14 protein-coding genes and 4 pseudogenes are annotated in these 25,307 nt (G+C 55.7%); 5 read left to right on the top strand and 13 right to left on the bottom strand.

What is annotated here, in order from left to right; genetic code table 11:
* Positions 1 to 19 precede the first annotated feature (19 nt).
* From AC07XM_RS12565 to AC07XM_RS12555, 3 genes and pseudogenes are all read left to right on the top strand, one after another.
* Entirely contained in the window at positions 20 to 1,363 is a 1,344-nt protein-coding gene (locus AC07XM_RS12565) for an APC family permease (RefSeq protein WP_102668009.1), read from the top strand.
* 143 nt (positions 1,364 to 1,506) lie between these two features.
* Entirely contained in the window at positions 1,507 to 2,553 is a 1,047-nt protein-coding gene (gene ocd, locus AC07XM_RS12560; RefSeq protein ID WP_102689005.1) for an ornithine cyclodeaminase, read from the top strand.
* 266 nt (positions 2,554 to 2,819) lie between these two features.
* Positions 2,820 to 2,969 (top strand): annotated as a pseudogene (locus AC07XM_RS12555) (transcriptional regulator); the annotation flags it as partial.
* Positions 2,970 to 3,407: 438 nt separating this feature from the next.
* Here AC07XM_RS12555 and AC07XM_RS12550 read toward each other — a convergent pair.
* The 6 genes and pseudogenes from AC07XM_RS12550 to AC07XM_RS12525 form a co-directional block, all read right to left on the bottom strand.
* Positions 3,408 to 3,692: pseudogene (locus tag AC07XM_RS12550) on the bottom strand (transposase); the annotation flags it as partial.
* 6 nt (positions 3,693 to 3,698) lie between these two features.
* Positions 3,699 to 4,861 (bottom strand): IS3 family transposase gene (locus tag AC07XM_RS12545; RefSeq protein ID WP_102668075.1). Its coding sequence is split into 2 segments (ribosomal slippage): positions 3,699 to 4,606 and positions 4,606 to 4,861, totalling 1,164 coding nucleotides; the frame shifts between segments, so codons are not numbered across the junction.
* Positions 4,862 to 4,924: 63 nt separating this feature from the next.
* Positions 4,925 to 6,024, bottom strand: a pseudogene (locus tag AC07XM_RS12540) (transposase); the annotation flags it as partial.
* A 181-nt stretch (positions 6,025 to 6,205) separates the two neighbouring features.
* Complete coding sequence (locus tag AC07XM_RS12535; RefSeq protein ID WP_102667892.1) at positions 6,206 to 7,198, bottom strand: thioesterase, FlK family; 993 nt, start codon at positions 7,196 to 7,198, stop codon at positions 6,206 to 6,208.
* Positions 7,195 to 8,808 (bottom strand): class I adenylate-forming enzyme family protein, encoded by a 1,614-nt coding sequence (locus AC07XM_RS12530; protein WP_102667891.1) that lies wholly within the window; start codon positions 8,806 to 8,808, stop codon positions 7,195 to 7,197. Before AC07XM_RS12530 ends, AC07XM_RS12535 begins: the two co-directional genes overlap by 4 nt.
* A gap of 50 nt (positions 8,809 to 8,858) precedes the next feature.
* Positions 8,859 to 10,283: a purine-cytosine permease family protein gene (locus AC07XM_RS12525; RefSeq protein WP_102667890.1), complete on the bottom strand. Its 1,425-nt coding sequence runs from the start codon at positions 10,281 to 10,283 to the stop codon at positions 8,859 to 8,861.
* Positions 10,284 to 10,426: 143 nt separating this feature from the next.
* Here AC07XM_RS12525 and AC07XM_RS12520 point away from each other — a divergent pair, with 143 nt between their 5' ends.
* Positions 10,427 to 11,344, top strand: coding sequence for a LysR family transcriptional regulator (locus AC07XM_RS12520; protein ID WP_102667889.1), 918 nt, complete (start codon positions 10,427 to 10,429; stop codon positions 11,342 to 11,344).
* A gap of 196 nt (positions 11,345 to 11,540) precedes the next feature.
* On the opposite strand, the gene AC07XM_RS12515 is transcribed toward AC07XM_RS12520, so the two are convergent.
* From AC07XM_RS12515 to AC07XM_RS12495, 5 genes are all read right to left on the bottom strand, one after another.
* Complete coding sequence (locus AC07XM_RS12515) at positions 11,541 to 14,723, bottom strand: type I restriction endonuclease subunit R (RefSeq protein WP_102667888.1); 3,183 nt, start codon at positions 14,721 to 14,723, stop codon at positions 11,541 to 11,543.
* A gap of 452 nt (positions 14,724 to 15,175) precedes the next feature.
* Positions 15,176 to 16,123 (bottom strand): GIY-YIG nuclease family protein, encoded by a 948-nt coding sequence (locus AC07XM_RS12510; protein ID WP_102667887.1) that lies wholly within the window; start codon positions 16,121 to 16,123, stop codon positions 15,176 to 15,178.
* Positions 16,120 to 17,436 (bottom strand): restriction endonuclease subunit S, encoded by a 1,317-nt coding sequence (locus tag AC07XM_RS12505; RefSeq protein WP_172455923.1) that lies wholly within the window; start codon positions 17,434 to 17,436, stop codon positions 16,120 to 16,122. Before AC07XM_RS12505 ends, AC07XM_RS12510 begins: the two co-directional genes overlap by 4 nt.
* On the bottom strand, positions 17,433 to 19,358 hold the full coding sequence (locus AC07XM_RS12500) for a type I restriction-modification system subunit M (RefSeq protein WP_102667886.1): 1,926 nt from the start codon (positions 19,356 to 19,358) through the stop codon (positions 17,433 to 17,435). The genes AC07XM_RS12505 and AC07XM_RS12500 overlap by 4 nt, the downstream gene beginning before the upstream one ends.
* A gap of 161 nt (positions 19,359 to 19,519) precedes the next feature.
* Positions 19,520 to 20,467: a YagK/YfjJ domain-containing protein gene (locus AC07XM_RS12495; protein ID WP_102667885.1), complete on the bottom strand. Its 948-nt coding sequence runs from the start codon at positions 20,465 to 20,467 to the stop codon at positions 19,520 to 19,522.
* 263 nt (positions 20,468 to 20,730) lie between these two features.
* On the opposite strand from AC07XM_RS12495, the pseudogene AC07XM_RS12490 reads away from it, so the two are divergent.
* Positions 20,731 to 20,931 (top strand): annotated as a pseudogene (locus tag AC07XM_RS12490) (hypothetical protein); the annotation flags it as partial.
* A 564-nt stretch (positions 20,932 to 21,495) separates the two neighbouring features.
* Here the strand turns inward: AC07XM_RS12490 and AC07XM_RS12485 are convergent.
* Positions 21,496 to 22,707 carry a glycosyltransferase family 4 protein gene (locus AC07XM_RS12485; protein ID WP_102689006.1) on the bottom strand — a complete coding sequence of 404 codons (1,212 nt, stop codon included), beginning with the start codon at positions 22,705 to 22,707 and terminating at the stop codon, positions 21,496 to 21,498.
* A 263-nt stretch (positions 22,708 to 22,970) separates the two neighbouring features.
* Positions 22,971 to 25,148: a TonB-dependent siderophore receptor gene (locus tag AC07XM_RS12480; protein ID WP_102667883.1), complete on the bottom strand. Its 2,178-nt coding sequence runs from the start codon at positions 25,146 to 25,148 to the stop codon at positions 22,971 to 22,973.
* Positions 25,149 to 25,307 lie beyond the last annotated feature (159 nt).

The raw sequence follows: 25,307 nt of genomic DNA, 5'->3' as shown, positions 1-25,307 counted from the left end.
CATACGGAAGTACCAAATCATGGCTATTGAAGATTTTGGTTATAAACAAGAACTCAAACGCAGCTTGTCGCTTACCGACTTGGTCATTTATGGAATGATTTTCATGATCCCGATAGCTCCATTCGGAGTCTACGGGTACGTGAACAGCGAAGCCCCCGGGATGGTACCGCTGGCCTACATCATTGGCATGGTTGCCATGCTGTTCACTGCACTGAGTTATGGGAGCATGGCTCGCGCCTTCCCCATCGCCGGATCTGTGTATTCATACGCGCAACGCGGGTTGCATCCCAATGCCGGATTCATCGCCGGGTGGCTACTGTTGCTCGACTACCTGCTGATCCCGCCATTGCTGTATATCTATGCGGCTATCGCGCTGAATCACCTCTACCCCGCCATTCCGAAAACAGGTTTCATTCTTGCGTTTCTTATAAGTGCCACGCTCGTTAACCTGCGCGGCATGACCTTCACCGCTCGAATGAACATCCTCTTTTTGCTGGCACAACTCATTGTCCTTGGCATTTTCCTGGCCTGTGGCTGGAACGCTTTGCACACAGGGGCCGGTAACGGGCACTTGACGCTCTCGCCTCTGTACAACCCTGCGGCATTCAGCTTTCCCTTGATGATGCAGGCCGTTTCCATCGCAGTACTTTCATTCCTGGGCTTCGATGCCATCTCCACCCTGGCAGAAGAAACTAAGGGCGATGCCGGACGCAGCGTGGGAAGAGCTGCATTGATCAGCTTGCTGGTCATGGGCGGCATCTTTGTCGCACAGACCTGGCTGGCCACCGATCTGGCGGCGGGTATGGGCTTTACTTCCGCAGATTCCGCGTTCTATGAAATAGCAGAGATTGCAGGAGGAAGCTGGCTGGCCTCACTGACTGCAATCGCCACCGCGCTGGCCTGGGGAGTTGCTGTCTCCATTACCTCTCAAGCCGCGGTTTCGCGATTGCTGTTCGGGATGGCTCGGGATGGGAAACTTCCCAGGATTTTGGCCAAAGTACATCCGAAATACAGTACGCCCTATGTGAGTATCTATATGGTCGCCGTACTGTCGATGGTCATTTGCTATTTTTTCATCGACACCGTAGACACGCTGACATCGTTAGTTAACTTCGGCGCACTCAGTGGCTTCATTATCCTGCACATTACCGTTATCAACTATTACTGGCGCCGCATGAAGTCCCGTGCCATTTGGCCTCACCTGATAACCCCTGTACTGGGTTTCACGATCACGTGCGCGATCATGTACAACATGGGACTCGAGGCACAGAAGCTGGGGTGCATCTGGATAGTGGCGGGGCTTTGTTATCTTTGGGCACTTAATCGCAAAGGTTTAAATCTGGAGTTATCCAAGGACATCTAGGTTTTCAAAGCTGCTACCTGATTCATTACTTGCCGTGTACCTGAATGACTGCCCTTTAAACAGGCGCAGCGCCGACTGCTGCTCGAAGAGTAACGCTAAAACTGTTGATTAACTGCTCTCCACCTGCCGCCGAGGACAACGATATGACTCGATATATTGATGTAAATGACCTGAGCCAACTGGTATCACGCAAAGGCATCTGTGCCTTTATTTCCGAAATGGCGGAGTACATTCGCGAAGACTATCTGCGTTGGCATGACTTCGAAAAATGCGCACGTTTAGCCAATCACTCGGCCGAGGGGGTCATCGAGTTGATGCCCGTTTCGGATGCGTCGCTGTACGCCTTCAAATATGTAAATGGCCATCCCAAAAACACCCTGAGCGGCATGCTGACGGTCATGGCGTTCGGTGCCATTGGCGATGTTGAAACCGGTGAGCCCGTATTGCTCAGCGAAATGACCCTGACGACAGCTATCCGTACCGCAGCCACCTCAGCGCTGGCTGCGCGGTACATGGCCCGCCCTGACTCGCGCACCATGGCGCTGATCGGCAATGGGTCACAAAGCGAGTTCCAGGCCATTGCCTTTCACACAATGCTGGGCATCGACGAAATACGATTGTTCGATATCGACCCCCATGCCACCCGAAAGCTGGCCGCCAACCTAAAAGGATTTCCTGGCATCGAGGTTGTCGTCACCTCCTCTGTCGCCGAAGCCGTACAGGGCGCCGATATCGTGACCACGGTGACCGCAGACAAAGCCTACGCAACCATTTTGACTCCGGAAATGATTGAGCCTGGCATGCACCTGAATGCAGTCGGCGGTGACTGCCCCGGAAAGACTGAGCTGCACCGTTCGATTGTCGAAATGTCACGGGTTTTCGTTGAGTACGAGCCGCAGAGTCGCATCGAAGGTGAAATTCAGCAAATGTCGGCCGACTCGCCAGTTACCGAATTCTGGCGTGTCGTGAGCGGCGATGTCGGCGGTCGCGAAAACGTCAAAGAAGTAACACTGTTCGATTCGGTCGGCTTTGCGCTGGAAGACTACTCGGCCCTGCGTTATGTACTGAAGGTCGCACAAACGTTTGATATCGGCCGCACAATTGAGTTAGTACCGGAACTGTCCGATCCCAAAGACTTGTTTGCCAAGCTGACTCCAGAATCCGGACTCGCACAGAAAAAACGTGCCTGATCATGCACCGGTCAACAAAAAAGAACATCTTATAACTGTATTTCAATAAATCAACGGTAGGTGCACTTTAGACAGCTATCGAAGGCCTTATCTGACCTCGAGCAATTTGAGTGTGGATGTGGCTTTTGATAGCCTCTAAAAAGCCAGTCACGAAAACCGTTCAACTTAAGTCGTGATAAATTTTCAAAAAACTCGACTCACCATCTTCTAGCACCAAACTTAAAACGACTCACGATTTTTTCTATTTAAAAACAGACGAGGCTGAAATGGCTACCACAACACTCGGCGTAAAATTGGACTCCCGAACACATAATCGCCTTAAAACCGCAGCGCATAGTCTAGACCGAACGCCCCACTGGTTCATGAAGGTAGCGATTAGGGAGCTTATTAAAAAAGTAGAGTCGGGCAGCAAAATTGAATCCTTTATTGATGAGGAACTTCTATCTGATGACACATTGAGGCATAGCGTTGCAATACGTAATCATCGGGAAAGTTTCTAAACCCCTACTCTTGAGAAAACTGCCCTATCACTTGTTTTTTATCGGTAGAATCAACTTAATCGAGAACATCAATCGACGCAGGCCAGTGACATTTGGACACACGCGCTCACAAGGCGAAAGATACGCCATGGCGTTCAATACTTTTCCTCCTTCAATCTCTGCAAACTCCGTTCAGTCATTTTTCCTCCTTCATGCCGATTCTGTTGAATAAGTCGGATTTTCAGATCGCCGGAACTCAGGCATGACCACCACCGGAGAACCTACTCACCACATTGAGTGGTTTTTCGGTCCTTCGTTGACCTTTGCTATTCTGTTACTGGGTTAGTTTGAGATTTTTTCTTTGTGCAGGCGCACCTATCCCGTAGAAGGTGGCCCTTGAGATGCAAGTTTAGCCAGACGCCAGAGGTTCTGTACCGCAGCCGCCAGCGTGAACTCATCGGTCGCGCCACACATGCCACGTGATCGCAAACGATCCAATTTCAGGATGCGCTTGAGGTGGGCAAACAACATTTCGACCTTCTTACGTTCGTGGCGAGAGCGCACTTACGCAGGTGTCGATGCAATGGGACGAGCCACATCACGAGTAGCTTCATGGACGCTGCGGGCGATTTTGCGAAACGCCGTGTTCGGGCAGCACTGTAGTGGTCAACTAATCCCGGACACGACGTTGAGTTTTTCTTCGGCCCGAGCTGGCGCCAGCCCACCGTTGAATTGATGGGGTCGAACCCAGTTGTACCAATGCATCAAGAAGTGGCTGATATCGCGCTGGGCTTCTTGAGCCGTTCTGTAGCCCGTGGTCGGTATCCATTCCGTTTTCAAGCTGCGGAACACGCGCTCCATTGGCGCGTTGTCCCAGCAATTTCCTCGGCGACTCATGCTCTGGCGCATGCGATAACGCCACAATCGCTGACGAAATAGCCGGCTTGCGTATTGCGACCCCTGATCGGAGTGAAACAGCAGACCCGAAGGCCTGACACGCTGCTCGTAGGCCATATCCAGGGCCTTGATCACCAGTTCAGCGTCCGGCTTTTCCGACAACGCCCAGCCCACCACCCGGCGCGTGCAAAGATCCAGCACGACCGCCAAGTAATGCCATTTCCCCTGGGCCCAAATGTAGGTGATGTCGCCGCACCAGACTTGATTCGGGGCTGGCACATCAAACTCACGGTTCAAGGTATTCGGGATATCGAGTCTTTCTACTGTCGCTCGTTTGTAGGCATGGGAGCCGGGTTGTTTACTGATTAAATCAAGCTCGCGCATCAAGCTGCGTACTTTGAATCGACCGAGCTGCTCACCGTCTTCACGCATCAGCGACAGGATGCTGCGACTGCCCGCAGCACTGCGACTTTGCGTGAACAACTCGCTCACCCGGCTGCGCAACCGAAGCCGTTCAACATCAGGCGTGCGGCGCCTAAGGCGCTGGGCGTAGTAGCACGAACGAGTGACTTCAAATACCTTGCACAGCCAATCGACTGGCTCATGGACGCTCAACTGATTGATCAGCGCGTACGCTCGTGATCTTCCGACATCAAGAGCGCGGTAGCCTTTTTTAGTATGGATTTTTCTCGCTCAAGTCGAGCGATCCGGGCTTCCAGCTCCTGAATCTTTTGTTGTTCCGGCGTCAGCGCCTTGCTCTGAGGGGTGACGCCTTGGCGCTCTTTCTGAACCTGGTCAACCCAGCGACGCAGTGCCGACTCACCAATGCCGAGTGAACGGCTGGCTTCGATGTAGCTGTAGTTTTGCTTGAGCACGAGGTCGGCAGCCTCGCGTTTGAATTCAACAGAAAAGGAACGGCGTTGTTTGGTCATCTGACACCTCGATCTGGCGAGCATTCTCGCCTAAATGGGTGTCCGGTTTCATTAGACCACTACACACCTGGCTTTCATCGGACACGTCGCGCAGTCGGTCGGCCTGGATCGAAAGATGATGGTGTTGGCTTTGGTGACGTGCGAACGCTCGTTCTTGAAGGCTCGCCATTCGCTACGCAATGCATTGCATTGCCGGCCGGGCAGCAGTATTCCTCAGTCTCTTCATTCCAGCGGAAATCGTTGCTCGAAAAACTGTCGTTCTTGCGCTCGGTTTTGTCCCACACCGGCACATGCGGTTCGATGTTTTTTTCCTCCACCATCCAGGCCAGCATCGGCGCTGCACCGTAAGCGGTGTCGCCAATGAGGCGTTCCGGCTTAATGTCGAACTGCGCTTCGACCCGATCGATCATCGTCTTGGTGCTCTCGACTTCTGCGGTTCGATGAGCCGGTGTGGGTGCCACATCCATGATCACGCCCTGCTCGGTATCGATCAGATAATTCGTGGAGTAAGCGTAGAAAGTTGGGCCGCCTGAAGCAGCGGCCCAGCGGGCCTGAGGATCCGTCAGCGACAGCCGCTTCGGTAGCGTTTCGGCCAGAGCCTCTTCATCGAGTGCCTCAAGATACTCACGCACGGCGCGGGTGCTCAGAGCCGGATCGCTCCAGTTGACCGGTTCATCACCCGGTACACCGCGCTGCCGACTGGCATCCGCCTTGATGATGCTGGCGTCCACGGCAAAGCCTTCGCCCTTGACCAACCCTGCGTCCATGCAACGACGCAGTACTTCATTGAACAACCAGTGAAAGAGATCTCTGTCGCGAAAACGGCCGTGTCGATTTTTGGAAAAGGTAGAGTGATTGGGGGCTTCATCTTCAAGGCTTAACCCGCAGAACCAGCAATACGCCAGGTTCAGATGGGGCTCTTCGCAAAGCCGCCGCTCGGAGCGAACGCCGTAGCAATAGCCCACGATCAGCATGCGAATCATCAGTTCAGGATCAATCGACGGACGCCCAATCAGGCTGTAGAAATCGGCGAAGTAATGGCGCAGGTCGCTCAGATCGAGACATTGATCAATGCTGCGCAGAAGGTGATTGGCGGGGATGTGATCTTCAAGGTTGAACGAGTAAAACAGTTGCTCCTGCACACTCGAGAACTCTCCCATCATGCAGTGTGATCCCCGCCGGCCGACGCAGAGATTTTGCCGCAGGCCAGACAGGGGAGCTACTGCCAATAGCAGTCAGTCGACATGCGCTCTCAATATGAACCAAGGAGCGGTTCGTCAAGTGACGCAATTCAAACACTTTCGCACACTTGAAGGCTGATTCAACGCTCCACATCGCCAGAGACTAAATGCTCTGACCGCTACTCTCCGCTAGATAATCCCCCATCATTTCCAGCCGATCATTGCCCCAGAACAGCTTCGAATCGGCGATTACGGTCGGCGCACCAAACACACCTAGCTGCACCGCTTGATCGTTGTTAGCCTCCAGCGCCAACTTGAATCGCTCATCGGTAGCAGCCTGTATAGTTGCTCTTCGGTCCAGGCCTGCTGCAACCGCCAGATCGCCGAGGATCTCCAGATCGCTGATATCCCGGCTTTCGCTCCAGTAAGCTCGCATCACGTTGAAGATGAACTCCGCCCCCTTTCCCTTCTCTATTGCATACAGGCTGCAACGCAAAGCACGGGAAGGTCGCAATGGGAACTGAGGGTGGTAGCGTAGCGTCAAGCGTCTCAGTCGAGCCCAATCCTGCAAATCCTGCTGAAACCACCGAACAAATGCTGGCGATGCTTCCAGTGGTCGCCGCCCCCCGATGTGATCGATCAGGTTGGCCAAGTGCATGGGCCGCCAATGAATCGCTCGACCATGGGCAGCGGCGATTTCTCGTAAGCGCGGCATAGCCAGGTAGCACCATGGACTGTGAAAATCAAAAAAAAACTCAATGGGCTCGCCCGCGCTGATCGGTTGCGGCATGGAGAAGCGGCTAAGGTCGACCATCACTCGTTCGTGATGGCCGCGCATCACTAACCGTCCTTGTTGACTCGCGCTCACCGCGAAACTCAACGTGCGGCCCTTAGTCGACTCCAGCACGGCTTCGCACTGCACCTCTATGCCCGGCCAGGCCGGGCTCAAATGCGCAATATCCACTTTAGTGCCAACCGTGCCCCATCCAGGAACGCAGAAAGCCTGAACGCCACTGCCCGCCGTTTCCTCCAGCAGAGCTATAAGTGCCGGCGTAGATACCACCTGCACCCCGGCATTGCCGATGGCGGCAGCCGTTTGTTGAAGCCCTGGTACGAATGCGCAGTGATGCTGATGGCCGAGGATCGGTGTGCTCATGGCAACTCCTCCAACTGCATCGCCATGGCTTGGGCTTTCAGCTCGCGCTTGAGTATTTTCCCACTGGACGTCATGGGCCATTGGCTGACCTTGAACACCCTGGACGGATGCTTGAACCCAGCGATTTTTCCGGCACACGCCTGCTTCACCTGCGCAGCGGTGAGCGCCCCACCCAGCTCGACCGCCGCGGCGACCACTTCGCCGTAGAAAGGATCCGGCATGGCAAATACAGCGATTTCGGTGATAGCCGGGTGGGCGCGTAGCAGGTTCTCCACCTCCACCGGGTAGATGTTCTCGCCACCGCGGATGATCATGTCGCGTAACCGTCCACCCACAAGCTCCACTCGGCCGTCGGCGATAACGCGTCCGAGATCCCCCGTCTGCATCCAGCCATCGAGGTCGATACAGCGAGCAGTCTCCAGCGGGTCACGATGATAGCCGAGCATCACCATGGGGCCGCGCACCTGAACCTGCCCGGTCTCACCGCAGGCCAGCACCTGGCCGTTGTCCGGATCACACACGCGCACCTGCATACCTGGCAATGGCATGCCCGCAGTGGTGAATCGGTGGGCACTCTCGCAACTGTCCAAAGCGATAAGGGTGCTGGCTTCGGTCTGGCCGTACACCTGCACCAGGCCTGGAATCGGGAACGCAGAAGCGCAGCGTTCGAGTAAGGCCGGGTCGCAATCGGCGCCACCGCAAGTGCCCGCCCGCAACGAAGAAAGGTCGTATTGTGTTCGTCGCGGGTGCTCCAGCATGGCCAGATAAGAGGTAGGAACGCCCGTCAGCAGCGTACAGCGCTCGGCCTCCACGAGGCGCAACATTCGCTCGGCATCGAAGGCACTGACCCCCACATACGTGGCCCCTGCGGCCAGCGTTGAGAGCACATTCATAATGCAGCCCGCGCAGTGGAATAGCGGAATGATGGAAGTCCAGCGATCCTCGGCAGTAACCGCCAGCCGCGCGACGGTGCCTCGTGCATTCATCAACATTCCTTCGAAGCACAATTCAGCGCCCTTTGGCCGCCCTGTGGTACCGGAGGTGTACTGGATGCTGGCCAACTCGCGAGGCGACCAGGGCCAAGCCTGAAATGGCAACTCCGGCGCTTCGCTCATCAGTGCCGCGTAACTCCAGCAATTCTCAGCGTGAAGCTCAGGTTCGTCGAAGCAAATCACGTCGCGCAGAATGGGTAACCGGTTGCGAGTGCCCAGTGTCATGGTCAGATAGTCACTGGACCGAAAGCGCGCGGAAAGTAAGATCGCCACCGACTGACTGTGGTCCAGCACATGCAGGAGGTCGTCCTCGCGAAAGTGCGTATTAACCGGCACCAGCACCGCACCAATGGCAGCAACGGCGACCTGCGCGATTGGCCATTCGATTCTATTTTCCGCCCACAATGCCACCGAGCTGCCGGGTTGAATCCCGCACCGCCGCAAGGCACAAGCCAGTGTCTGGGAAGCAAGCAACCATTCGCTAAAGGTCAGCCGCTGAGGTGTAGAGTCAAATACGAGCGCCTCCTTGTCCGGCCAGCGGTTCGCGCAGTGCAACAGCATTGCATAAGGGTCGCCGGGCAAGTTTTCGCGTGCGAAGCGGGATTCATCCGATGTCATGAAAAGACTACCTGAGAGAGGAGTAAAGGCTGATTGGATTGGCATTCCAGTTAAACTTTGCTGTCGACAACAGGCGCAAGCGACGTTGGCACACTGGCGACCATTCGCCGGCTTACCAGGCAGTAAAGCGCTCCGGTACCCAGCAGGCCGACCACCCAGGAAACGTCTGCATAGTTCAGCGCACGGGCAATCGGTCCGGTGTAGAAACCGCTGGAAATGAACGGCAACTCCATCAGCACCCCGCAGCAGTAGGTGGCAATAACAGGCCAGTTCCAACGGCCATAGCGGCCAGCGGGATCGTTGAGGGCCGCCAGGTCATAACGCGTACCGTTGACGAAGAACACGTCAGCCAGGCTGATAGCGCTCCAGGGTGTGATGAACGCCAGTAGAAAAATGAGGAAGGAAGAAAACGCACTGATAAAGCTGTGAGAACCGGCCAGGGCAATCAGCACTGCAACGGACACCATTCCCAGCACATAGATGAAGCGATGGGTCAGAGACACTTTGCTGACGCCGCCGAACGCGCTGACAATGGTGGCACTGGACATGTAGCTGCTGTAAGCGTTGAGGGTCATCATGGTGATTTTGCCGAAGCCGACCACCAGATACAGAATCATTGCCAACACACCCGTCGAGCCCAGGCCGACAACAAACTCTACCTCATGGCCCGAGAAGGCTGATCCGGCGAGGGCCGCGGCAAACACGCCGAAGGTCATGGCTGCCTGTGATCCCAGTACCGTGCCCAGCGATGCAGCCAGAAAGATCTTCAACTTGGAAGTCTGACTAGGCAAGTATCGGGAGTAGTCCGCCACGTATGGCCCATACGAAATCTGCCAAGCCGCAGCCAAAGAGATTGAAAACACGAAATTGGCAGCGACGAAGTGACGATTGTCGAGCAGCGCATGGATATCGTGCCGGGCCAGCAACGCACCGAACATGTAGATGAAGGCAATGACGCCCACCACACTGGCCACTTTGGCAATGGAGTGGATGGTGCGATATCCAAGGGTAGCCAACAACAGGGTTACCAGGCCGAACAGAACGATACCTTGCCAGTCCGCGATCGATAGCACTTTTGCCACGGATTGACCGGCCAGCAACGTGCCGCCCGCCGAGAACCCCACGTACAACAAGCTCACCAGTACAAGCGGAATTACCGCACCATATACACCGAACTGCACGCGACTGCGGATCATCTGCGGCAGGCCAATCGCCGGCCCTTGGGCGGCTTGCAGGCCCATGACGATGCTGCCAAGCACTTGACCTATAAGAAGCCCGATCAATGACCAGAATACATCGCCTCCAAGTACCACCGCCAAAGCCCCGGTTACGATGGCAGTGATGTTCAGGTTCACACCCAGCCATAGTGTGAATTGACCGAATGCGCTGCCATGACGCTCGTTTTCCGGTATGTAATCGATGGAACGGGTTTCAATCACCGACCTCGGTGCAACAGGCGCAGTTGAACGAGCCATGGGCGAATCCTCGATATTGTTAGTGCAGCATCTGCGCCAGATCAGCGCGTTTTTTGGAAGGACACAGGCTGTGGATGGACTGAGGTTAAGCGGCTGGGTATATAATTAAAAATATGCACTTTTAATACAGCGAATTAAAAATAATGATTCACTTCAGCCTTCGGCAAATCGAATATTTTGTAGCAGCGGCCCAGTGTCGAAGTACCGTCAATGCGGCGAAGTCGCTGAGTGTGTCCCAACCATCGATATCAAACGCGATTGCGGAGTTGGAAGCCCTATGGGATGAGCGCTTGTTCGTGAGGATTCCAGGCAAAGGAATCGAACTCAGCTCCGCCGGAACCCGCCGCTATCAGCAAGCTCGGCAGCTACTGCAAAGTGCCGCGCAGCTCTCTGCCAAGGAGACTGATAGCGTGGTGGGGGACCTTTCGGTTGGCTGCTTTGCAACGTTGGGCGCGCGACATATCCCCACCATGGTCGAGCGCTTCAAGCAGCGATTTCCTGAGGTACGAGTCGCCATTGTCGAAGGTGACACCGAGGAACTGATCGAACGGGTGGAGCGCGGCACCCTTGATTTAGCGCTGATCTATGACATGAACCTGGCTCGTAAGGTCAAGCTACAGGCGGTGGGACTGCAATCACCTTATGTGCTGCTGCCCGAAGCGCATCATCTGGCAGCAAAAGCCAACTTGTGTATTCAGGATTTGCAAACCGAGCCCTTCATCCTTCTAGACCTGCCTCACAGTCGCGACTATTTCCTGTCACTGTTCCGCTCGGGCGGTGTAGAGCCCAATGTCATTATGGAGTTGCGCTCGGTGGAAATGGTGCGCTCACTCGTGGCACATGGGCACGGAGTGTCGATTCTCGTCACTCGACCAGCTGGAGACTTAAGCTACGATGGGCGACCCATCGTGTGTCGCCCATTTGACGCTAGCATCCCACCACAAAGAGTCGTGATCGCCTCGTCGCAAGCCCAGAAGCCGTCCCGTCCGGCTGACGCTTTTGTGTTAGTGATGCGCGAACTGTTCAATGAAACCGATACGCTTGAAACCTCGACGATCTGATGAAGTCTGTTGATTTCTCCGCTGAGCTATTTTCAACAGTCCGTTGCGGAGCATTTTCCCGCTGGTGAACTGCAGCTTCACGTCTTGAGGAGGTCAGTCAACCAAAATCGAATAAACGGCATGAAGCGAACAGGGGGCTACTGAGCCTCCTGCCTACCTCAATCTCGTTTTTCTTTTTTCTTTTGGATGCTGCCGCTTAAGTCCGCGCCGAACCGAACAGATCAGCCCCCGCATCTTTCTTCAGCAACTCATACACCACCGTCAGGAACACATCCCGCGTGGATTCGTCGCTCAACAGCTTGGTCGCCATGCTGGTGTGGCTGCTCATAGCACTGGCAATGGCCTGGATGGCTTTGCTCGGCAGGTCAGCCTTCATCGCCTGGTCCATGGTGTTGTTCTGCACCTGAGCCATGACAATGGTATCGCCACGCAGCTTTTCGGACACATGCACTGCAAAAGCCACTTGATCTGTATCGGTGATGTCTTTGCCGAAAGCGTTATTGAGCTTTTCGATCAGCTCGGTGAGGTATTTTTTCTCCCGGTCGCGGGCGTCGCGCAAGCCGTTGTCGGTGATGCCATACAGCTCGGGGGTCTCACCCACGACTGAAAGCCCTGCCAGCCCCTCTCCTTTTTTAATCTTGTAGTGGCTGAGTTTGAGGTCATCCAGATCCACCTGTTCGGGGCTGACGCCCTTCAAGCGTTTACGCAGCAGCCGAGCGTAGCTGGCGAAAGCTTCCAGCGCAGGGTCGCCGAATTCCACCAGTTGAGCAATGTACTCATAGGTGCGGACGAACTTGGTCAGGCTCTCGCTGAAGATCATCAATTCATCACGACCCATGCAGTACTCCGCCCGTTGTACGTCGGAGTACTCCATCCCCTTTTCGTCACCATTGTCGTGAGCGGCCTCCCAGGCCTTTTCCCACAGGTCGATGGCATCGTTGAGGGTCTTTAGCTTGCCGTTGAAACGGTCGGTGGCTGATTGAGTCAGCGAATAAAGCTTCTGATGAGTGACATTGCGATTCACGATGGCTTCGCCAAACGCTTCGACCTCAGAGGCCTCATAGATGAACATGCCATCCAAGCGCTGCTTGATGTCGTAGACAATGTTCGGGTCCTGAATATCAGCCAGTTGAGCATCACGATAGAAGGTCTTGAACGCTGCCAGGATCTCTTCTGCCTCGTTAGCAAAGTCGATGACGTAGGTCTTGTCCTTGCCGGGGAAGGTTCGATTCAACCGCGACAGCGTCTGCACTGCCTCCACACCCGAGATTTTTTTGTCCAGGTACATTGCCACCAGCTTGGGTTGGTCGAAGCCGGTCTGGTACTTGTTGGCAACGATCATCACCCGATAATCCGGGGTGTCGAACACCTTTCGCATATCGCGGCCATTGAGGCCGGGGTTCAAGTTGGTCTCGCTGAATTGGTGATCCGCAGGCAGGCCGGTTTCCTGCACATCGCTATTGGGCACCTCACCGGAGAACGCCACCATCGCCTGCACGTTGTCGTAGCCATTGCGCTGGCAGTAGTCCAGCAGCGCCATGTGGTACTTCACCGCAGCAGCACGCGAGCTGGTCACCACCATGGCCTTGGCCTGGCCACCGAGCAAGTGTGCAACGTTCTTGCGGAAGTGCTCGACGATCAGCTCGACCTTCTGCCCTACGTTCACCGGATTCAGTGACAGCCACTTAGCCAGCTTGCGCCGGGCACTCTTCTCGTCCACACGCTTGTCGTCGACAAACTCGCTGCCGATTTTGAACGCCACGTTATAGCCGGTGTAGTTCTTCAGCACATCGAGGATAAAGCCTTCCTCGATGGCCTGCTGCATGGTGTAAAGGTGAAACGGTGCCGGAGGATTTTCCTGGTTCACCGGCTGCGCCGCATTTCGCGGGCGGCCAAACAAACTTAGGGTCGAATGCTTGGGCGTGGCGGTAAAGGCAAAGTAGCTGGCATTGCCCGGTCGGCTACGCGATGACTGCCATACCGATAAACGCTCCTCTTTGCTCAGTTTGTCCCACTCGTCCTCACTCTGCCCGGTCAGCACATAGCGCAGGTCATCGGCGGTACTGCCGCCAGTGGAGCTGTGCGCCTCGTCAATAATGATGGCGAAACGACGGTCACGCAGGCTGGTTTCACCCAGAATGGCCTTCTGTGCATAGGGAAAAGTCTGCAGGGTACAGACGATGATCGGCACGCCGTCTAGCATTGCCTTGGCCAACTGCTGGCTCTTGGGGAGGCTGGACTGCTGACGGTCGATGGCGCACACCACCCCTGCCTGGTGCTCGATCTGCTGGATGGCATCCTGCAACTGCTGATCCAGCACCTGGCGGTCAGTGACCACGATCACGCTATGGAAATACGGCTCGCCATCCGGGCGACGCACACGGATCAACGAATGCGCCGTCCAGGCAATGGTATTGGTCTTGCCCGAGCCAGCGCTGTGTTGGATCAGATAAGGCTGCCCGGCACCCTCGATGCGCACCGCGTCGATCATCTTGGTTACGCCTTCCCACTGATGGAAGCGCGGAAAAATCAAACCTTCCTTGAAGAAGGTCTTGCCGTTCAAATCCTGGGTTTCCTTGCGCTCCTGAAGTACAAATCGATGGAAGATGTGTAGCCAATTATCCTTCTGCAGCACCCGCTTCCAAAGGTAGCTCACCGGGTAGCTGTCATCGTCGCCGGGTGGATTACCCGCCGCGCCATCGTTTCCCCGGTTGAACGGCAGAAAGAAAGTCGAATCCCCGGCCAGTTTGGTGGTCATACGGATGTCGCTGTCGCTCATGGCGAAGTGCACCACTGCACCACGCTTGAAGGTCAGCAGCGGTTCAAGCCCGCCACTCTTGCGCTCCGGCTTGCGGTCCATCCGGTACTGCTGCATGGCAGCCTGCACCGACTGGGTGAAGTCGGTCTTCAGCTCCACCGTGGCCACTGGAATGCCATTGATAAAGAAGGCAAGGTCGATCTCGTCGGTCTTGTCCAACGAGTAACGCAACTGCGGTACAACTCGTAGGCGGTTGGCCGCGTAGCGCTGAATTACCGTCTCGTTACGATCATCTTCAGGTAAGCCCTGACTCATGGCTAAGGTGCCGCCACCAGCCACGGCGAAGCCGTAACGCAGCACATTTACCGCTCCGCCATCAACCTTGTTTTCCAGTTGTCTAACCAGCCGATCCAACACCACATGGCGAACGCCAGCACCGTTCATGGCCTGCAGCTTGGCCATGGCCTGCGGCTGGCTTTTCTCCAGCCAGCCGAGCACATCATCAGGGAACAGCGCCCGCGCAGCGTCATAATCGGCGGACTTGCCGACCAACCAACCAGTAGCAGCCAGCTGCTCGACAATATGGCGTTCGAGTTCGCATTCGTGGTGGATGTGGCTCATGGGCGATCCTTCGTCTGGCCTGTCCTATCAGAGAGAGGCAGTTTGTCTAAAGTTGGTTTTGAGTCCGCCTAGTGCTCGGTGCCGAAAAGCTGAGCCACCAGTCAAATACCCATCAAATACAAAAACATCAGGCTACGGCCGCAAGCGTACTGATTTAGAGGCTTCAGCCTTGAAAATATGCCGCCCAACAGGCGACGAATCAAATACCCGTCAAATACAACGCCACTCAGACCCAGTAGGGCGGTTAGCGTGAGTTTTTGTTGGACTACCCCTCTTCGTACGGTTTGATAACCTGTACCTCTTTTGCATCCCGAATGATCCGCGATGCCATCGCACTGTTTTTGGCATCAATTCCAAAGCGTTCACGCAGCGTCGTTTTAGTCATCAAGTCACGCAGCACATAACGCAGGCAACTGATTTGCTGAGCTGCACAGAACCGTTTCTTGACTTGCTCATTCTGCCCCCGGTCCGGAGGTAACGCTGTTTAACTGCTGATCCTGCCAGGCCGCGTAGGTTTGCCCCGTGCCCTCAACCACCCAAGAGGTGCGGCCATTGGCGGAGCGGCCACACACCACGGCGGCAGCGGCGCTGGGGCTGCTGAAGGCATAGTCGTCGCTAAACACCAGGTTATCGCTACCTTGCGCGACCATGACGCCTTCGCCGACCAGCTGCTTGAACAACCCCTGATAGCCACGTTCGGTGCCCACCCACTCGGCGCGGGCCTTGGAGCCTTTGAGCACGAAGAATTCGCCGTCGATTTCCTGCCCCTGGGCGCTGATGCCGTAGCGCGGCACTTCCAGATTGAAGCGCGGCGAGTGGCTGACCGGAGTGACCGAGCTGGTACTGACGGCGGCGGAAGGCTTGCTCAGCTCGCGCAGAAAGTCGAAGCCCAGCACCGGCAGCACGGTGCGGATCTGCTCCAGGAAGAAGGCCATGTCTGCGCGGTCGGACTCCGGCAGGCTGCCATAGTCGTGCGCTGTGCCATTGATCAACTCACAGCGCCCAACATTATTAGCAATACCGATCAGCAGGCTTTCTAGGTACTTCACATGGGTCTTGGTCAGATTCTGATCCTTGCTGGTGACCAGGCAGACCTTTTCCCAGAAGTCCTTGCCACCCGCCGTACCCTCGGAGGCCTCCGGGCGGTTGTGCTGTTTGAGGCGCTTGGCCACGTCATCCGACTCGCCGATATACACCTTGGAGCGCAAGTTGTTCTCCGGGTCGGGGCCCACCAGAAAGTACACACCAGTACGCCCGCACTCGGGGCGCTGCACCAGCTCAGCCAGCTTGCTGCGCGGGCCGGTCAGCACATGGCCGGTCCAGTTCATGATCTCGGCAGTGAGCAGGCCATTGGGCGTGCCATCCACCAGAAACAGTCGGATGCTGCGGCCTTGATTCATACCGCCTCCCTCAGGTCGATCTGGCCAGTAACGGCGGCGGTGATTAGAGCGGAGCGCCGTTCTTTAAGCAGCGAGATGCTGCACTCAGTCTTGCTGACCAAAGCATCAATGCGCATCCCCTCTCGTTTTATCGTCTTGATAATTGCTTGCTGCTCGTCGACCGGGGGAAACAGAAGCACAACATCACGAAAAGCCTCCCAATACAGTCTCATGCGGAAGTCGGCAATTCCGCGAGAGAAACGGCGCATTTCCTCAATTGCCATAGGCGTGCGCAGCAACAACTCCACATATTCAGTACAAAACTCTGTTCTGGGCTCGGCAACCACATAGGCAGGGCTAACCAATCCATCGACCGCCACAGCGCCAAAGCCCCCTTGCCAAGCGCGCATCATGTTGTAAGCGAGATCGCCGGGACAAACACGCTTATATTTTTCTCGGTCCTCTATCAATGAAACCTTGCGATCTCGCTCCTCTGCCGACAGCTCATCATCCGAGATCCCGGAGTGGATAGAGATACTGAGCACAGGCAGATCCGTTTGGCCGGGCCGGATAACCTCCCTGAACATGGCAGCAACTCTCTTTGTTTCCCAATGCTCAGGCACTTCCCCCAGCCACTCCACGCCGGAGCCTTTCATCTTTACATCCGGGTCGAGGCCCTTGGTGACGGCATGGGTGATCAGCGCCTGGCGCTTTTCGCGCAGCAGTTCGATAAAGCGGGTTTTCTTCTCCACCAGTGCGTCGATACGGGCGGTTTCGCGGTCGAGGTGAGATGCGATGGTCTGCTGCTCAGCCAGTGGTGGAAATGCAAAACGGTACTGACGGAACTTCTCAGCAGGCAAGTGGGCAATAGTTGCCTTCGAGTCAGACTCCTCGAAAACGCCCCGTTGCTTCGCAGTCAGGAGCGAAAAGTAGAAAAATTCCGCTGTATCAGCACCTACTGAGCGATGGCGAAGACGGTGCAAAGCTTTCTGATAGCCAAAAACTGAGTTTTCACCTCGCCATATGGCTGCACGCCCCACATCTCCTCCCTCACAAACCAAGAGGTCTCCATTTCGTATGGTGTAACGCTCTAGCTCACCAGAATGAATATCCATTTCAGGCAAGTCCTGGGTGTTAATGCTGCCCCATTGCACATCCTGATTGCGCAGATAGGAAACCAGATTTGTCTTTGTAAGCTTCTTCTCATCAAGCATTTTTCCGAGCTCAATCGAGTATCGGAAGCTCAGCTTGCAGACAGCCCAATGCTCCGGCACCTGCCCTAACCACTCCACCCCGGAATCCTTATACGCATGATAGGGCTTGTAATGACTCACGCCGTCACCTCACCCAACAACACTGCGATCTCGGCCTCCACGGCCTTTAGATCAGCGTCGATCTCGGTCAGCTGGCGCGGCGGTTGGTAAACGTAGAAGTAGCGGTTGAAATTGATCTCGTAGCCGACGATACCGGTCAGGCCGTCCTTCGCATCGGCCTTGCCAGTGTCGATCCAGGCATCCGGAACATGGGGCAGCACTTCGCGGGCGAAGTAATCATCGATGGATTGGTTCAGCGGCACGTTCTCGAATTCGCGCAGGTCGCTATCGGCCTGCACCTTGCCCTTGTCGTCCATTACCGGCTGGGCCTCGGCGTCGCGCTCGCCAAAGCAGGACACCATGGCCTTCTGCGCACCCTTGCCGAGCTTCTTGATGCTGGCGGCCTTGAGGAAGTCCGCCAGGTTGTCGAAGCTGCCGGATACCTTGGCGAAGGCTTCGGCCTGATCGGCGCCCTTGGTGTCCTGATAGGCGACGAGCTTGTCAGGAGTAACCGAGAAGCGCAGACGCAGCGGACGCTCGACGGTGATGCGGCGGTAGCCGAAGTCGGTTGTGGCAAATACCTTGCTGTTCACGCCGCTCTCGCCGGCCTCGTGGAGCTTGGCAATCTCGGCGATTTGTTCTTCAGACAGGAACTTGCGTTTGCTGCCCAGGCTTTTGCGCATGGGCGCGTGCATGGCAGTGGCATCAATCAGTTGCACCTGACCTTTACGCGCGGCGTCTTTGTGGTTCGACAGTACCCAGATATAGGTGCCTATGCCGGTGTTGTAGAACAGGTCGTTGGGCAGGGCAATAATCGCCTCCAACCAGTCGTTCTCCAGTATCCAGCGGCGGATTTCCGACTCGCCCGAGCCTGCGCCACCGTTGAACAGTGGTGAACCGGACAACACGATGCCGATGCGGCTACCACCCAGTTCCACCGGCTTGCGTTTGGACAGCAGGTGCATGAGAAACAACAGCGAGCCGTCGCCCACCCGTGGCAGGCCTGCACCAAATCGGCCAGAAAAACCGAGGCTGGTTTGTTCATCCTGCACGTGCTTTTGCACCTTCTCCCACTTCACGCCAAACGGCGGGTTGGCCAGGCAGTAGTCGAACTGCTCATGGGGCAGCAGATCGTTGGAGAGGGTGTTGCCGAGCTTAATGTTCTTGGTGTCATAACCCTGAATCAACTTGTCCGCCACCGAGATGGCGTAGGTTTCCGGGTTCAATTCCTGGGCGTAGGGCACCAGACGGGCATTGGGGTTCCACTCAGCCACCTGTTCGATGGCTGATGATAGGAAACCGCCCGTACCGGCTGCGCAGTCGTACACGGTACGCACCACGCCATCGCCATTCAGGGCTTGATGGTCCGGAGCGAAGATCAGCGTGGTGGCCAGGCGTACTACGTCACGCGGGGTAAAAAACTCCCCGGCAGTGTCGTTGGCGGATTCAGCGAACTTGCGGATCAGGTGTTCAAACACCAGACCCATTTCGTGATTGCTGATGACGTTGGGGTGCAGGTCAATACTGGCGAACTTCTGCGTCACTAGGTAAAGCAGGTTGGCGTTTTCCAGCTTGCTCAACCAACCATCGAAGGCAAAGTGCTCGAACACCTGACGAGAGTTCGCGGAGAACTTGGCGATGTAGTCTTCCAGGTTGGCGCGGGTGCTGGTGGAGCCAACACTGTCCAGGGCGAACTGCGAGACGTTGTAGAAGGTGGCACCTGCCGTGGTCGGCAGAATCAAATCCATATCCACGCCACTGGCCTGCATCGCCAGGAACTGGCTGCGCACCTTGTCACGAGTTGGCTCCAGCACACACTCCAGACGACGCAGCACGGTGAACGGCAGGATGATGCGCCCGAACTCTGACTGTTTGAAATCGCCACGTAGTACGTCGGCCACGCTCCAGATGAAGTCGGCGAGATTTTGCTGTTGCTGGTTCACGCAGGAATCCTTTAAACGGGTGAACGCAGGGAGGATTGTCGTGCGAAGATCGCCCAGGTTCCTCCTTGCGTTGGTTGTGTTGCTGATGGCAGAACCTTAACCGGTCAGGGAGCTGAGAACCAGCACGCGGACTGCGACTTGTAAAGATTTCAGGTAGATAGCTACCGTAGCAATCCTTTGCGCAGGCATTTGCCCCGGAGCGGCTTCACCCGCAACTGCTGATCATCCTTGACCAGGTATCGCACCGCGTCGTGGACATGGGGACGAATATTTCGATCACTGCGCAAGATGATGCCAATACCTCGCCTATTCCCGTATTTTTCTTTGTTGTGATTGCAGCTATTGAAGTAGCCCTGCCCCCGCGTAATACGCTCCCACAACTCGCCAATCTGCTGAGCTTTATAGATGTCTCCGCGCACTTCATTACCGTTGAAGAAGAAAACTGCATGGACGTGGTATCCCCTGTCTTCACCCTGTTCAACACTGCAGATGTAACCAGTCTCAAGGTCGAAGATCGGATTGCGCTCACGCTCAGCAATCAGCCGATCCAGGTCGTCGAATACGTGCTCGACACGTAACCTTACCTGCGCTTCTGAGAGGTAGTACAGATTGACCCTGACTATTGTGGTGCGAGAGTAACGATCAAGCACGGCATCAACGTAGTCGGTGACGCTGCCCGCCTGCCGCCTAGCCAGATAACGACGGTCATCCTTCTTACGGCGATACCATAGTTCACGTGTCAACTGACGGATCCGGGCGACCAGGACGTTCATGCTGCGATGATGGTCAAGGTAGGTCGTACCCTCTTCATTCAGGCAGACAGGACCGGTAGGACGATGCTCCAATCCGATGCCCTGGTATGCCTCCCTGAACGCTTGCAGGTACTCGCTGTAGCGGTATTCAACTCGGTCATCGAACAAGTCCATCATCTGCCGTATGTGAGTGAAGTATCTGGAGAGCCTGGTCTCCTCAACTCGCTCATAACCTGTACGGGTTTGCCTGAACCGAAAGGCTAGGCTGTCATGCTGCGCAATGGCCTGGACGAGTCGTTCAATCTGAATGGCGATGTCGGACTGGGAAAGGTAGGTGTAGGTGTTACGTTTGGTCATGGTGAGGTACCTGATTGGTTGTTTCGCATATCAGGTACGTGATGTGTACTTTTTAACCGATGATGTATCGCTAGCTTGAGCGGTAGGTGGTGTGTAGCTGAGTTAGATAATCTATTGGATTATTATTAATTGATAGTTAATAGCTATATAACTAGAAGCAGCATCTGATCGAGTGCGCCTTCCCGCCCAGACAAGGCAATGGAATGCATATCACCTTGCTAATTAGGAAATTTTCCCTTCTGCTGTCTGTGGAAGTTAGCTGAGATCAGTACCTGGAAGAACGCTTGCATCTGCTGGATAAGCAGTTGCCCCCCCCCATCGCCAGGCCAGCCAAAGACAACGAACTGCCCGATGCGATCCTGACCGAGTTCAGACTGAAGATCACGCTGCTGGATGCGGCGGTACAGGATACCGCCCAAGCGCTGATCCACAAGACCAGTCAGCTACTGCCAGGTCTCAAGATCGCTTGCTTGGCTTGGAGGCCAATCAATAGGCCGATCCAAAGCTAAATTGCTTCAGGCTTGAGGCCATAACTACTGAAACCGACGCGGCTATAGCGGTCGCCGCCGATGAGCGATCCGATTCGCACAACACTCACTGGTTTCTAGCAGTATCGAATGACATGATAGAGGAAGCGCCAAGATCAGGTAACGAGCAAAGGCAAGCCTCAGGTTTCTTTCATAATAAGCATAACCTGAAGACAGGTCTCGCCCCTGGAATGAAATCCTTGATGCCTTCCGCGCTCAATTGGAGGTCTTCCGTGCACACATCTACAAAAAAGAAGATATAGCGTTGCTTCACTGCAAATCCTCACAACACCCTCCTCAATCGTTGCTACCTAAGTAGCGGATTGAGATTTGGGTCGTTTTCGTCAACAGAAAGCACGCCTCAGCGACATGGGGGGACAAATGGGGGGCCAGGCTTACAATTTTTTAGAAACCCCAGTAAAATAAGGCTAGAATTCATAAATAACGCCGCCCACAAGCCGGCTTTTTAATGCCCGAACGAATAGCCCATCATTGGCCATGTCAGGCGCGCGGCCTTGCAGAGGGCGTCAAACTGCTCTTCAGGAATGCCTCGCGCACCTGGTGCATCTGCAAGTGTGTTTTCCCGGTCGCATACTCCAGCCCCGCAAGCCCCATTTCCAATGCCAGTTCGGGATGCCGGGCAGCATGACGAATACAGGCTGCGAGGCTGGACGGGTTACCGGTTTCAAACGTCAGCGCGTTTTGCTTGCTCGTGATGTCCAGTACCCCGGCTGTGTCAGAACCGATGACGGGAACGCCCTGGCTGAACGCGTCAAAAATGATGCGGGGCTGTTCCTGCTTCAAGGTCGGCACCAAAAGCCAGTCATGCTGGGCAATGATGCTGAAAAAGTCTCTGCCATAATCAACGGCGCTCTGGAACCGCACCTCGACGCTGCCACGGTTTTCAGCTGCAACGCGTAAACAGTGCGCTTTCAAATCACCCTCACCCATGATGGTGACGGTGAGATCAACGTGCTCGACTTGCAGTTGCTTAATGGCTTCAAGGACTACCAGAACACCTTTATCAAGAACAAGCCGTGAGGGGTAAAGCACGTTGAGTGTACGGTTGCGCCTGCCTTCGAACCGTTTTCTGACTGCCTCGGGGCTTGCCATGAATTTTTTGTCGAGCCAGCTGGCAGGGTTGATCAACGTGCGGCTGTTATCACGCCCAAGGAAATATTCCTTGTAAAAAGACTGGGTAAATATTCTGGCATTTGCCAGCTTTACGCAGCGCTTCAGCAAAAGGGTGTGCACATGGTGTTCGATAATTGCTCTGAGGGTTCGCGGCTGTCCTTGGGCCAGCATCCAGAAAGAAGATTCTATGACAACCACCCACTGAAAGCGGAAGAACGGCTTGAGCGGCAACACGTAGAAAGATAAAGGGAACGCCCAGCCCGCCCCGTCAGAATGAACAATTTGGGCCTTCTTGCAGGCGTTGATGACAGTTAGGAAGTTCGGAATAAAGTTCTTTAATACCGACCTGAACCCATGATCCTTGCGCAACTCATAAAGCCACTTTATATCCAGATGAGCGATGCTCTGCAGCCCGTCAACATCACGGCCTCTCTCAACAGGGCAGCACATTCCGAAATTCTCTATGTAGCTCAAATGAAGTTCTATATCTTTGACCCACAACGGGTCCGTAAATAAATCACCTTGCTCATTTACTACAACAGGAATGCGGGTAAACAGAATATATGGGTCTTCAATCATATTCCCCTCACAGGGATACCAGGACGCCAACGATTGAATTGTCTACATGGGGCTTACTCCTCAATACCAGCCGTCCATCTCAACAACGTTCCAGCGTCCTTGCAGACCTTCTGCTTACGCAGCAAGCGCTCCGCTTGGGGTTCACTCTAGTGCGCCTTCACAAATTGCACACGTGGTGTAGCAACAATTTCTCATCATTTGCTGGCCCCATCGCGGCACAAGGCCGCTCCAACAGGGACCGCAGACGTGCTGAAACACGCCGATCAGAAATCGTATCGCGCCCCAACCATCATGCTGCGCGAGGGCCCATAGAAGTTGAACGTCGACGTCGATCCCACCCGCGACAGGTAGTCCCGGTCAAACAGGTTGTTGACGTTGAAAGTGGCCGTCAGCTTCGAGGTAACCGGGTACGACAGCATCGCGTCCACCGTGGCATAGCCGGGTGCATCGATACGCACGCCACCATTCTCGGCGTAGAAACTGCTCATTGCCGATACACCGCCGCCAATGGCCAGGCCGGTTAGCGGGCCTTGGCTGATGGTGTACTTGCTCCACAGCGAAGCCTGGTTGCGCGGCATGATGAAGAACGTGGTTTCGGCATCACCCTTGAGGGTTTCGGTTTCCATCCAGGTGTAGCCGGCCAGCAACTCCCAGTTTGGCGTCAGCTTGCCGCTCACTTCCACTTCCGCGCCTTTGACGCGGGTCTTGCCGGAGGCAATCGAGAAATTGGTGTCTACACCATCCTCGTCATATTCGGTGGTGGCGCGGTTCTTGTCAGTCAGCCGGAATACCGAGAAACGGGTATTCAGGTCGCCGCCAAAATAGCTGCTCTTGAGGCCGAGCTCGTACTGCTCGCCTTCACGTGGCTTCAACACCCGGCCGTTGCTGTCGGTGTCTGATTGCGGCTTGAACACCTGCGAGTAACTGGCGTACAGCGCATGGTTCTCGGTCAGGTCGTAGACCAGGCCGCCATACGGGGTGAAGTGGCCGTCCACGCGCTTGCTGTCGTTGGTGCTGGCACCGCTGCTCAGGGTAGTGGTGTAGAAATCACCGCGGTACCAGCTGAAGCGGCCACCGGCAATCAGCGCCAGGCGCTCGATCGGGCGGAAGGTAACCTTGGAATACAGGCCGTATTCCTCTTCCTGCATGCCGGTCTCGGTGCTGTAGTTGGGCGACGGTTTGGCGAACTGCTTGGGCGAGTAGGTGTTGACGTTGATGGCGCCCAGGTTGGTGGTGCCGTTGAGGTACTCGGTGTCGTAGTTCTTGTAGTCGGTGCCGACCACAAACTCGCTGACCTGGCCGAGGGTTTCGAACGGCTGGCTGTAGCTGGCGTCCAGCGAGTAGGTGTCCTGGGTAAAGTCGCGGGCGCTGGCGCGCTCGGAGTTGGCACCAGTGTTGGCATTGGTCGCGGTGAAGGCATAAAGGTAGTTGGTGTCACGGTGCGAGCCGCGCGCCGCGACACGGCCATAGCCGCCGTTGTCGAAGCGGTGGGTCAGCTCGGCCACCAGGTCGGTGGTCTTGCCATCGAAGTAGTTCCAGTCAGCCCCCAGGAAACGGGAATGGCTGAAGTCGGGCACCTCGCCGGACAACGTTGCTGGGTAGCCATTGTGCGGCGTGATGTTTTTCACTTCGTGCATCAGGCCAAACGATAGCGTGGTGGCGTCGTCAAGGTCGACATCCAGCGCACCGTAGTAGCTGTTGCTGGTGTTGGCGTTGTAGTCGACCTCACCATTGGTGTCGTCACGGGACGCGATGAAACGCCCGCGCACGCGGCCAGCGTCATCCAGCGGCCCACTCAGGTCGATTTCTTCGTGGTTGGTGTCCCACGTGCCATAGCTGCCTTCGACGTGGCCCTGGAATTCGGCGGTCGGGCGCTTGCGCACCATGTTGACGATGCCACCCAGTTCACTGGTGCTGCTGAACAGCCCGGCCGGGCCACGCATGATTTCGACACGGTCGAACGCCGCCAGCGATGGCACGGTACCAAAGATGCTGGCCATTGGTGCCGGCAGGCCGTCAATGTTGAACTCGCTGTACTCGTAGCCACGGGCGTATATCGACGACCGGCCACTGTCGTTGGTCAAGGTACGCAGACCGGCGGTGTACTTGGCCAGGTCATCCAGGTGCACGAACTGGCGGTCTTTGACGTAGTCCTGGGTGTACACGGTGATCGACTGGGGGATGTCCTTCAGCGCTGCTGGCGTCTTGGTGCCCACGGTCGCTGCATCGACGCTGTAGCCACCGGTCGCTTCGGAGGGCAGCATGTCATAAAGGCGGTTGCCTTCAATGGTGAGTGCCGGCAGGTCGAGCGAGCTATCCTCGGCTGCTGCCTGGGTCGCTACCGTTTCCGCCAGTGCCGACAGCGAAAACGGCGCCAGCAAACCCAGTACAAGCCAGCCCCGAGCCCATGGCGAGCCCCCCACACTTTTGAAACCGTTCATGACACACCCTTCGCCCAAATGATATTAATTCGCAAACGAAACAAGTTGCTTTTTGCGAACGATACCGGAGGGTAAACGGGGGCGCAGCAGGATTAACCTTCTTAACACACCCAGGCGTTGCCCTCTCCTGCTGGCAATGGGATGATTCGTAACTGATAC

It is taken from the genome of Pseudomonas sp. GW460-LB5 (genome assembly GCF_059423245.1).
This window is presented reverse-complemented; position numbering and strand designations above follow the sequence as displayed.